Below are 11,670 nucleotides of genomic sequence, written 5' to 3' on the forward strand. Positions count from 1 at the left end.
CACCGGCCACACGGATTGGGGTATCCATGCACTACCTAGATCTCATGACCCAGGCGACCCTGCTGGACCACCACGTGTGGACCCACCCGGACACCTGGAACGCCGCCCTCGAGAACACCGCCGCCCGCCGCCCCAGCAGCCGGCGCGGCACCAGCTTCTGGGGCTTCCTCGCGGTCTGCTGCATCGGCATCGTGGTGCTGGTCCTCGGCATCGTCTACCTGATGAGCCGCCGCAAGAACCGCTAGCCCCCGCGGCGCACCGCAGGCGGGGTGCGGCAGAGTGGTGGGCGTGCAGTTGATCCTCGTCCGCCACGCCCAGCCGCAACGAGTCCTGGCCGAATCCGGCCACGCCGACCCGGATCTCACCGCGATCGGCCTCGAACAGGCGGGCCGGGTCCCGGCCGCACTCGCCCACCACCGCATCGCCCGCGTGGTCAGCAGCCCGCAACTGCGGGCCCGCGAATCCGCCCGGCCCACCGCGGAGAAGCTCGGACTCGACATCGACGTCCTCGACGGGCTCGCCGAGTACGACCGCGACCTGCCGATATACGTCCCGATCGAGGACGCCCAGCAGGAATTCCGGGAAACCTACGCGCGCATCAAGGCCGGGCACCTGCCCGAGCAGATCGACGGCGACGCCTTCATCGGCCGCGTGCGCGACAGCATCGCGAGCATCGTGGCGGCCGCCGAGCACACCGACACCGTGGTCGTCTTCGCGCACGGCGGCGTGATCAACGTGCTGCTGCAGGAGGTGCTCGGCCTGGCCCGCCCGCTCACCTTCCCCATCGACTACTGCTCGATCACCCGGATCCTGTACTCGCGCACCGGCGGCCGCACCGTGGCCACCGTCAACGAGAACGGCCACGTCTGGGACCTGTTGCCGCGCATGCAACGTCCGCGCCCCTAGACGCTCAGCGGACTCCCAGCCGGATCCCACACCGTTCCAAGGGCCGGCGCCTTCGATGGGAACTCGAGAGCCGCTCCCCTCGCGGCCCCCGATCCCGACAGAAAGGCACCACGATGTCCACCATCAAGCCCCGCCGCCGTCTCGCCCTGCGCCTCGCCGCGGCCGGTGCCCTGGCCGCCATCCCGCTCGCCGTCGTCGCCCTCCCCGCGAATGCCGCGACCCCCGACGACGCCGCCACCCCGGTCGTCGCCCAGCAGATCGACGACCACGGCCCCTGGGATCACGACCGTGACCACCACCGCCACGACCACGACAACGACGGCGGCTGGAACAACGGCGACAACGGCTGGAACAACAACGGCTGGAACAACAACGGCGACAACGGCTGGAACAACGGCGACAACGGCTGGAACAACAACCAGGCTCCGGCCCCCGCCTGGCTGCCGCCCACCGGCTCCTTCGGCATGTAACCCGGCCGGCGACGACCTCATCGGCTCGGACACCGAAAAGGCCGCTCCCAATGTGGGAGCGGCCTTTTCAGGTTTCGCGGGCCCGGCTCACCGCCGGGCCGTCCGCTACGCGTTGGTCGCGATCCAGTTGTGCATCCAGGTCAGCGCGGTCTGGCCGCCGCCGACGCCGTAGCTGCCGTAGCTGGTGTGCTTGCCGCTGCGGTAGAACTGCTCGAGCTGGTGGGCGTACTCGCTGTCCGGACCGTCGGCCAGCTGGGCCTGCAGCGTCGGCAGACCGCCCTGCGCCATCAGGTCGTTGAGGATGGACCCGAGTTCGAGCTGGGTCTGCCACAGGTTGAAGTTGTTCGGGTTGGACGACTGCGCCAGGAAACCCGCGAAGCGGGTGAGGAAGTCGGTCTCCTCGGTGGAGCAGTACAGGTCGCCGATGGCGCACACGGTGCGCACCTTGTCGCTGATCCAGCCGAAGCCGCCGACGCGCGCCCCGCCCGCACCCGCGCCGGGGGCGATCGGGCCGATCTGGGCGTCGGTGGGCGAGCGGCGGGGATCGGAGATCAGCGCGACCGCCGCAATGCGATCCGGCGGCACCACGCCGTGGCCGCTGCCGATCTCGGCGGCGAGATCGCCGGCCGCGTCGGCGCCCTGGCTGTAGCCGGCGATGGCGATCCTGGTGCCCGGGCAGCGCGCGCCCATGTCCTGCACCAGACCGCGGGCATTGTCGACGGCTTCCTTCTTGGAGGCGGCGTAGACGTCGCCCTCCCAGGGGAAGGCGGTGGCCGCGTAGGTCACATAGTCGACCTCACCGGGCAGTCCGTCGGTCACCCCGGCCAGCATGCCGGGTTTGGGGTCCTTGTCGTGGCCGGTCTCCCAGGTGCCGGGCACGGCGACCGTGTAGAGACTCGGGCAGCCCGCGCCGGGGGCGGCCGTAGCGGGACCGCTGCCCAGGACGATTCCCGACATGAGCACGCTCGCCGCTGCCCCCGCAGCCGCGACAACATTCTTCAACCGCATACTGCTCCAGTTCCCGCTTGTGCCGGGACAGGTTGCGTGTCCCGATTCCGGATCATGGTGCGGTCGCCGGATGACAGTCCGGTGCACTGAGGGTTAACCCAAGTAACCGCCCCGTATGAGTTGACTGGAACAGACCGAATGACGAGATCGGCGACACACCGCCGACAAGCATAAAGGGGCCTATTCGACCATGCCAGCCGAGTCGGCGAAGACGTCCGATTTCCGGCCGAAAGTTGTGCCGGAAGCCACATTTCGGACCTCAGCCCTGCAATGCCGCCTCGAGCATCGGCCACGACCGATGCAGCGCGTCCTGCCAGTAGCGCCAGGAATGCGTTCCGGCAGGGCTGAATTCGACCTGCGCGGGGATCCCCAACTGGCCGAGGCGATCTGCGAGCTGGTGCGTGCACCCGTTGGTCGCGGCCTCGATCACGCCACCCAGGATGATCTGGTTGGCCAGCGTCGCCGGCCGCCCGCCGATCGAGGGTGAATCGAGGGTGTCCATCGGCCCGGGCAGACCGGTCGAACTCGAGATGAACAGCGCCTTCCCGCGCAGGGCGGCGGCATTGAGCACGGCGTCGTGCTGCTGCCAGTCCGGGTCGCCGGGCTCGCCCCACATATTGCGGGAATCGGCGTCACCGCGGTCGAGGACCAGCTGGATGTACCGGCGGCTGTTCTCGTCGGCGGTGGAGGCGCAGCCACTGTAGGAGGCGACCGCCCGGTACCGATCGGGGGCCGCGATGGCCAGATTCAACGCGGAGGTCGCCGACATCGACACGCCCGCTACCGCGTTCGCGCCGGAGGCGTGCAGCACCGAATCCAGGATCGGCGGCAGTTCCGCGGTCAGGAAGGTCTCCCATTTCTGGCGGCCCAGACTCGGGTCGTCTTTCTGCCAGTCGGTGTAATAGGAGAATTTGCCACCGATCGGGGAAACAACATTCACGTTCTTATCCGCGAAGAATTGCACGACATCGGTTTGGCGATACCAGGTCGCGGCATCCTCACCACCGCCCGCGCCATTCAGCAGATACAGCGTGGGCCGCGGCACACTGTTGTCGAACGGGGTAATCACCTGAAGTGTGATCACCCGGTCCATCGCGGCCGAATAGACCGAGATCTCCTCTTGCCGCTGGCCGGGCCGATCGATCGAAACCAGATGGGATCCGGCGGAATCATCCGCCGTGGCCGTACCGATGGTCCCGGGTGCGGACGACATTGCCAGGGAGAGTGCAATTGCCGAGATCGCGGCGAGCGCCGAGAGCTTACCGGTGAGCATCGGTACGGTTTTCCTATCGATCGAATCGGCCCGGAACGGGAATCAGCTGCCGATGTACTTGCGGATCGCGTCCGACAGGATGGTGCTGAGCGAACCGGTCGAGCTGAGCTGGCCGTCGGCCGAGCCGAGGCCGTTGTTGTTCAGGCTGCCCAGCGCGCTCTCGCCGACGGTGTTGGCGCGGGCGGTGAAGCACGCGGTCAGGTTGGGGAGCTCGTTGCTGACACCGACGGTGCCGGCGACGCCGATGCCACCGCTGGTGACCTGCTGACCGGCCGAGAGGTTGGTCGGAACCGGGTAGGTGATGTCGAGGGTCACCGGGTTACCGGAGTTCACGAACCAGCCCGTGCTGGTCACCTTCCAGCCGCCGGCGTTCGGCTCCGGGGTGACGTCTTCGGTGCGCTGACCGCCCGCCAGGTGGTAGGCGGTGATGCTGGCCTTGACCGGCGCGCCGAAGCCCGACGGCGGGTAGTCGGTGATGGTGTTGACGTACGGGTTACCGATACCCGTGGTGCCGACGACGACCTTGTAGGTCACCGTGGTGCCGACGCCGATCGAGTCGAGGTTGGCGCTCTTGTCGTAGGTCATGGTGATACCCACGGTGCTGATGTCATTCTTGGTGGCATGCGAGCTCAGGGCACAGGTCGCATCCGCTGACGCGGCGCCCGTCTCCAGCGTGGTCATGCTCAGGCCCGCGAAAACCATTGCGGCAGAGGTCGCGATCGCGGCCGCACGGCGATTACGGAACATATTTTCCTCCAAGTGTCCCGAGATCCTCCGGGACCGATCCATACTTACCGAGCGCTGCGGACGACTCGGAGGGTGGACTCCACACGGGGAGTAAGTAAACAGGTGTAACTGGTCCCCTGTCCAGGGTTTGACAAAACTGCTCCCAGTTACTGACTAGTACACACATTTCAGATCGTTTCCCTGCATAACAAAAGCGCTCCCGGACCGAAGTCCGGGAGCGCTCTTCAGGGTTTCAGCTCAGCGCTGGATCACCGCTGGGCGACCATGGTCGGGGTGATCGGGGACGGCAGCGCCGTCTCACCCTCCAGGTACTTGTCCACCGCGGACGCGCACGCACGACCCTCGGCGATGGCCCACACGATCAGCGACTGACCGCGGCCCATGTCACCGGCGACGAAGACGCCGGGCACGGTGGTGGCCCACTCCTTGTCGCGCATGACATTTCCGCGCTGGTCGTAGCCCACGCCCAGGCCCTCGAGCAGACCGTTCTTCTGCGGTCCGACGAAGCCCATGGCCAGCAGCACCAGGTCGGCCTCGAGGGTGAAGTCGGTGCCCTCGACCTTCTCGAAGCGGCCGTTGACCATCGACACCTCGTGCGCCTGCAGCCCGGTCACCTTGCCGTCGGCGCCGATGAAACGCTCGGTGTTGACGGAGAACACGCGCTCGCCGCCCTCCTCGTGCGCCGAGGAGACGCGGTACATCAGCGGGTAGGTCGGCCACGGGGTCGAGTCGGCCCGCTGCTGCGGCGGACGCGGCATGATCTCGAACTGGTGGATCGTCTCCGCACCCTGCCGGTGCGAGGTGCCCAGGCAGTCCGCGCCGGTGTCACCGCCACCGATGATGACGACCTTCTTGCCGCGCGCGTTGATGCGCGGCAGGCCGTCCTCGTCGGTGATCGGGTCGCCCAGCTGCACCCGGTTGGCCAGCGGCAGGAACTCCATGGCCTGGTGGATGCCGTCCAGGTCGCGGCCCGGGATCGGCAGGTCACGCGCGATGGTGGCGCCACCGGCGAGCACGACCGCGTCGAACTGCTCACGCAGCTGCTGGGCCGTGATGTCCACGCCCACGTTCACGCCGGTCTTGAAGATGGTGCCCTCGGCCTCCATCTGCGCGATGCGGCGGTCGATGAAGCGCTTCTCCATCTTGAATTCCGGGATGCCGTAGCGCAGCAGGCCGCCGATGCGGTCGTCGCGCTCGAACACGGTCACGGTGTGGCCGGCCCGGGTCAGCTGCTGGGCGGCGGCCAGGCCCGCGGGGCCGGAACCGACGACCGCGATGCGCTTGCCGGTCAGGCGGGTCGGGTAGACCGGGGTCACCCAGCCCTCGTCGAAACCGTTCTCGATGATCTCGACCTCGACCTGCTTGATGGTCACCGGATCCTGGTTGATGCCCAGGACGCAGGACGCCTCGCACGGAGCCGGGCACAGGCGGCCGGTGAACTCCGGGAAGTTGTTGGTCGCGTGCAGCCGATCGAACGACTCCTTCCACGCGCCCTTGTACACCAGGTCGTTCCACTCGGGAATCAGGTTCCCGAGCGGACAGCCGTTGTGGCAGAACGGGATACCGCAGTCCATGCAGCGGCTGGCCTGCTTCTGCAGGGTCTCGTGGGAGAACTTCTCCTCGTAGACCTCTTGCCAGTCCAGCAGTCGCAGCGGAACCGGACGGCGCTTGGGCAGTTCCCGGGAAGTGTGCTTCAGGAAGCCTTGTGCGTCACCCATTTACGAACTCCTGACTAATGCGCAGCGCGCACGGAACAACAACAGTGGTGCTGCGTTGCACCGCCAAGGTGAGGTCAGCCACGAGCTGCCTCCATGATCGCCTCGTCGACATTCCGGCCGGCCTTCTCGGCCTCGGAGATGGCGAGCAGGACCTTCTTGTAGTCGCGCGGCATGACCTTCGCGAACTTGTTCACCTGCTGCGACCAGTCGCCCAGGATCTTGTCGGCGACAGCGGATCCGGTCTCGTCGCGATGCTGGACCACGATGTCGTGCACGATCTGCGCGTCCTCGGCCGACAGCTGCTCGAGGTCGACCAGCTCGGTGTTGAGGTTGGCCTCGAAGGTGCCGTTCGGGTTGTAGACGTAGGCGATACCGCCCGACATGCCGGCGCCGAAGTTGCGGCCGGTCTCGCCGAGGATGACCACGCGGCCACCGGTCATGTACTCGCAGGCGTGGTCGCCCACACCCTCGACGACCGCGGTGGCGCCCGAGTTGCGGACGGCGAAGCGCTCGCCGGCCACACCGCGCAGGAACGCCTGGCCACTGGTGGCGCCGAACAGGATCACGTTGCCCGCGATGATGTTCTGCTCCGCGACGAATGCCTCCGGCGCGTCATCGGACGGGCGCACCGTGATGCGGCCACCCGAAAGGCCCTTGCCGACATAGTCGTTGGCGTCACCGACCACCCGCAGGGTGATACCGGCCGGGACGAACGCACCGAACGAGTTACCGGCGGAACCGATGAACGTGATGTCGATGGTGTTGTCCGGCAGGCCGACTCCGCCGTAGAGCTTGGTGACCTCATGGCCGAGCATGGTGCCGACGGTCCGGTTCACGTTCGTGATCTTGGATTCGAACTTGACCGGCTTGCCGCGCTCCAGCGCGTCCGCGGACTGCGCGATGAGCTCGTTGTCCAGCGCCTTGTCCAGACCGTGGTCCTGGTCCTTGGTGCGGCGGCGGTCCTGGAACATGAACGCCGTCTCGACGTCGTCCAGGATCGGCGACAGGTCCAGCTTGGCGGCCTTCCAGTGCGCCTTGGCGGCGGTGGTGTCGAGCAGGTCGACCCGGCCGATGGCCTCGTCCAGGGTCCGCAGACCCAGCGACGCCAGCAGCTCCCGCACCTCTTCGGCGATGTAGAGCATGAAGTTCTCGACGAACTCCGGCTTGCCGGTGAAACGCTCACGGAGAACCGGGTTCTGGGTGGCGACGCCGACCGGGCAGGTGTCGAGGTGGCAGACGCGCATCATGATGCAGCCCGAGACCACCAGCGGAGCGGTCGCGAAACCGTACTCCTCGGCGCCCAGCAGCGCGGCGATCATGACGTCGCGGCCGGTCTTCATCTGACCGTCCACCTGCACCACGATGCGGTCGCGCAGACCGTTGAGCAGCAGGGTCTGCTGGGTCTCGGCGAGGCCGAGCTCCCAGGGGCCACCCGCGTGCTTCAGCGAGGTCAGCGGCGACGCACCGGTGCCACCGTCGTGGCCGGAGATGAGCACCACGTCCGCGTGTGCCTTGGAGACACCCGCGGCGACGGTGCCGACGCCCGGCTCCGCGACCAGCTTCACGTGAATCCGCGCCTGCGGGTTCGCGTTCTTCAGGTCGTGGATCAGCTGCGCCAGATCCTCGATCGAGTAGATGTCGTGGTGCGGCGGCGGCGAGATCAGGCCGACGCCCGGCGTCGAGTGCCGGACCTCGGCGACCCACGGGTACACCTTGTGGGCCGGCAGCTGGCCGCCCTCACCGGGCTTCGCGCCCTGCGCCATCTTGATCTGGATGTCGGTGCAGTTGGTCAGGTAGTGCGCGGTCACACCGAAGCGGCCCGAGGCCACCTGCTTGATCGCGGACCGGCGCCAGTCGCCGCCCTCCTCCGGCTCGAAGCGCGCCGGGTGCTCGCCGCCCTCACCGGAGTTGGAGCGGCCGCCGAGGCGGTTCATGGCGATGGCCAGGGTCTCGTGGGCCTCGGCCGAGATGGAGCCGTAGCTCATCGCACCGGTCGAGAAGCGCTTCACGATCTCCGACGCCGGCTCGACCTCGTCGATCGAGATCGGGTGCCGGTGCTCGGACTTGAACTTGAACAGACCACGCAGCGAGGCGAGACGCTCCGACTGGTCGTCGACCAGCTTCGTGTACTCCTTGAAGACCTTGTACTGACCCGAGCGGGTGGCGTGCTGCAGCTTGAACACCGTGTCCGGGTTGAACAGGTGGTACTCGCCCTCACGACGCCACTGGTACTCGCCGCCGATCTCGAGCTCGCGGTGCGCGCGCTCGTTGCGGTTCTCCAGGAACGCGACCCGGTGCCGCTGCGCGACCTCGTCCGCGATGTCGTCCAGGCCGATGCCGTCCAGCGGCGACTTCAGACCGGTGAAGTACTCGTTCACCAGCTCCTGCGCCAGGCCGACGACCTGGAACAGCTGCGCGCCACGGTAGGAGGCGATGGTGGAGATGCCCATCTTGGACATCACCTTCAGCACACCCTTGCCGGCGGCCTTGTTGTAGTTGTAGACGGCCTTCTTGAAGTCGGCCGCGTGATCGCCGGTGCTGCCCGGCATCTGCAGCGCGCCGCGCTCCAGCATGTCCTCGATGGACTCGAAGGCCATGTACGGGTTGATGGCCGCCGCGCCGAAGCCGACCAGCATGGCCATGTGGTGCACCTCGCGGGCGTCACCGGCCTCGATGACCAGGCCGACCTTGGTGCGGGTGCGCTCCCGGACCAGGTGGTGGTGCACCGCGGCGGTCAGCAGCAGCGACGGGATCGGGGCCAGCTTCTCGTTGGACTCGCGGTCGGACAGCACGATGATGCGCGCGCCGCCGTCGATGGCCGCCGAGACCTGACGCTGCACGGCCTCGAGGGCCTTGCGCAGCCCCTTGCCGCCCTTCTTGACGGGGTACAGGCCATGCACCACGACCGAACGCAGTTCGGGACGCGAGCCGTCGTCATTGATGTGGACCAGCTTGGAAAGCTCGTCGTTGTCCAGGATCGGCTGGGTCAGGGTGATCTGACGACAGGACTCCGGTCCCGGGTTCAGCAGGTCGGCCTCCGGGCCGATCATGCTGCGCAGCGAGGTCACGACCTCTTCGCGGATGGCGTCCAACGGCGGATTGGTGACCTGCGCGAACAGCTGCGAGAAGTAGTCGAACAGCAGGCGCGGCCGCGCCGACAGCACCGCGATCGGGGTGTCGGTGCCCATCGAGCCGAGCGCCTCGCCACCGGTCTGCGCCATCGGCGAGACCAGCAGGTTCAGTTCTTCGGTGGTGTAGCCGAAGATCTGCTGACGGATCAGCACGCGGTCGTGCGACATGTGCACGTGCGGGCGGTCGGGCAGGTCGCTCAGCTTGGTCGGGCCCTCGTCCAGCCACTGCTGGTACGGGAACTCGGCGGCCAGCGAGGACTTGACCTCGTCGTCGCTGATGATGCGGCCCTGCGAGGTGTCGACCAGGAACATGTGGCCGGGCTGCAGGCGCTTCTTGTAGACGACCTTGGCCGGGTCGATGTCGAGCACGCCGACCTCGGAGGCCAGCACGCACAGACCGTCCTCGGTGACCCAGATGCGGCCGGGGCGCAGACCGTTGCGGTCCAGCACCGCGCCGACGACCGTGCCGTCGGTGAAGCACACCGAGGCCGGGCCGTCCCAGGGCTCCATGAGGAAGGAGTGGTAGCGGTAGAAGGCGCGCTGCTCCGGGGTCATGGACTCGTGGCGCTCCCACGCCTCCGGAATCATCATGAGCACGGCGTGCGGCAGGCTGCGGCCGCCCAGGTGCAGCAGTTCGAGCACCTCGTCGAAGCGCGCGGTGTCCGAGGCGCCGGGGGTGCAGACCGGGAAGATCTTCTCCAGGCGGTTGTTGCCCGCGTGGTCGGTGCCGAACATGTTGGAGTTCAGCAGCGCCTCACGCGCCCGCATCCAGTTCTCGTTGCCGGAGACGGTATTGATCTCACCGTTGTGGGCGACGCGCCGGAACGGGTGCGCCAGCGGCCACGACGGGAAGGTGTTGGTGGAGAAGCGCGAGTGCACGATGCCCAGCGCCGACTCGACCCGGTCGTCCTGCAGGTCCAGGTAGAACGCCCGCAGCTGCGGGGTGGTGAACATGCCCTTGTAGACGAAGGTCTCGCCGGACAGGCTCGGGAAGTAGACCGACTCCTTGCCGGTCGCGCCCTCGCCGGCACCCGACCTGCCGAGCTCGTGCTCGATGCGCTTGCGGACCACGTAGGCACGACGCTCGAGGTCCATGCCGGACAGCTGCTCGGCGCCACCCTTGGGCGAGGCGATGAAGATCTGCCGGAAGGTCGGCATGGCGTCACGCGACAGCGCGCCCAGCGACGACCCGTCGATCGGGACCTCGCGCCAGCCGAGGACCTCGAGGCCCTCCTCGCGCACGATCTTCTCGACGCCGTACCCGGCGCGGGCGGCCTCGCGGCGGGCCTGCGGCAGGAAAGCGATACCGGTGGCGTACGAACCTTCGGCGGGGAGCTCGAAGTCGACGACAGCACGGAAGAACTTGTCCGGGAGCTGGATCAGGATGCCCGCGCCGTCACCCGAGTTGGGTTCGGCACCGGCGGCACCACGGTGCTCCAGGTTCAGCAATGCCGTAATAGCCTTGTCGACGATGTCGCGGCTGCGGCGGCCGTGCATGTCGACGACGAATGCGACACCACAGGCGTCGTGTTCATTCGCCGGGTCATAGAGCCCGATGGGTCCAGGGGACCTGTGGCCAGGAAGTTGCGTCATGCCTCTGCCTTCACAAAAAACAGGCCTTCGAAGAATGCGGCCTTCGTCGAACGCCTCCGGTCTGGACTGCGTCCGGACGTTCGGAGACCAGCGGCGCTGATGGTCATTCCGTGCAGTCAACTTTGCAGTTGTCCACCCGCTTCGATTACCTAGTCGGGTGCTCGGTGGTAACGGAACCCTTACGTCTTCGCTACACACCGCGCAGGTCTCGCCCGCTAGGCTGAGCACCGATCGGGCCTCTGACCGTATGGGGAGATATGCCGAATTGTGTAGTTCGGCGTAAGAGCAAACGATAAGTCAGGACTTGAGCCCAACCAACTTAGGTTGTACTAATTCCAGGTTCTAGCTGGGCTTCTTCATCGGTCCTCCAACACACGCGCGTTCTCCAGTGTAAGGCAGGGGTGCACGTGCGTTTCAGTTGAGTTCACCACTGCATCGCACGCACGCGAGGACTCCGGCCGGGCGGTCCAGCACAGCTCCAGACTGCCTCTCACCTGCAATGAATCAGATTTCCCCACAATGGGACCCGGCAAACCGGGCGTTGGCGGGCTAACTTTCCGGACAAGTTCCGTCGCCGCGGCGGCCGTCCGGGATACATGGGCAGGTAACCTGCGGACCGTACGGAATTTTTCCTGAATGTGGGATTCAGCACACATTCAGCAAACCGTAAATCCGCCTGCTAGCCGCGTTTTCCGGGCCATCCGAGCCGGTCCACGCGTGATCAACACCACGTCACACGCCCGAAACGTGGCATTGTGAGCCTGGCCACATCCCAGCCGCCGCGGTCGATGGAACAGGTGTACGCCTGTCACGCTGAGACAACG

General features: G+C 67.0%; 8 protein-coding genes. 3 read left to right on the forward strand and 5 right to left on the reverse strand.

Annotated elements, in window-relative coordinates; all coding sequences use genetic code 11:
• The first annotated feature begins 44 nt into the window (after nucleotides 1-44).
• From ACFXIV_RS08885 to ACFXIV_RS08895, 3 genes are all read left to right on the forward strand, one after another.
• Nucleotides 45-245 carry a hypothetical protein gene (locus ACFXIV_RS08885; protein WP_379392986.1) on the forward strand — a complete coding sequence of 67 codons (201 nt, stop codon included), beginning with the start codon at nucleotides 45-47 and terminating at the stop codon, nucleotides 243-245.
• A 43-nt stretch (nucleotides 246-288) separates the two neighbouring features.
• Nucleotides 289-906 carry a histidine phosphatase family protein gene (locus ACFXIV_RS08890; protein ID WP_379392984.1) on the forward strand — a complete coding sequence of 206 codons (618 nt, stop codon included), beginning with the start codon at nucleotides 289-291 and terminating at the stop codon, nucleotides 904-906.
• Between the two features lie 113 nt (nucleotides 907-1,019).
• Nucleotides 1,020-1,376, forward strand: coding sequence for a hypothetical protein (locus ACFXIV_RS08895; protein WP_379392982.1), 357 nt, complete (start codon nucleotides 1,020-1,022; stop codon nucleotides 1,374-1,376).
• A gap of 105 nt (nucleotides 1,377-1,481) precedes the next feature.
• On the opposite strand, the gene ACFXIV_RS08900 is transcribed toward ACFXIV_RS08895, so the two are convergent.
• The 5 genes from ACFXIV_RS08900 to gltB form a co-directional block, all read right to left on the reverse strand.
• Nucleotides 1,482-2,384 (reverse strand): cutinase family protein, encoded by a 903-nt coding sequence (locus ACFXIV_RS08900; RefSeq protein ID WP_379392980.1) that lies wholly within the window; start codon nucleotides 2,382-2,384, stop codon nucleotides 1,482-1,484.
• 259 nt (nucleotides 2,385-2,643) lie between these two features.
• Entirely contained in the window at nucleotides 2,644-3,657 is a 1,014-nt protein-coding gene (locus tag ACFXIV_RS08905; RefSeq protein WP_379392979.1) for an alpha/beta hydrolase, read from the reverse strand.
• A gap of 42 nt (nucleotides 3,658-3,699) precedes the next feature.
• Entirely contained in the window at nucleotides 3,700-4,404 is a 705-nt protein-coding gene (locus ACFXIV_RS08910; RefSeq protein WP_379392977.1) for a hypothetical protein, read from the reverse strand.
• 248 nt (nucleotides 4,405-4,652) lie between these two features.
• Nucleotides 4,653-6,122 carry a glutamate synthase subunit beta gene (locus tag ACFXIV_RS08915; protein WP_379392975.1) on the reverse strand — a complete coding sequence of 490 codons (1,470 nt, stop codon included), beginning with the start codon at nucleotides 6,120-6,122 and terminating at the stop codon, nucleotides 4,653-4,655.
• A 74-nt stretch (nucleotides 6,123-6,196) separates the two neighbouring features.
• Entirely contained in the window at nucleotides 6,197-10,846 is a 4,650-nt protein-coding gene (gltB, locus tag ACFXIV_RS08920) for a glutamate synthase large subunit (RefSeq protein ID WP_379392973.1), read from the reverse strand.
• Nucleotides 10,847-11,670: the final 824 nt, after the last annotated feature.

It is taken from the genome of Nocardia sp. NPDC059236 (genome assembly GCF_042754085.1).
GTDB lineage: Bacteria > Actinomycetota > Actinomycetes > Mycobacteriales > Mycobacteriaceae > Nocardia.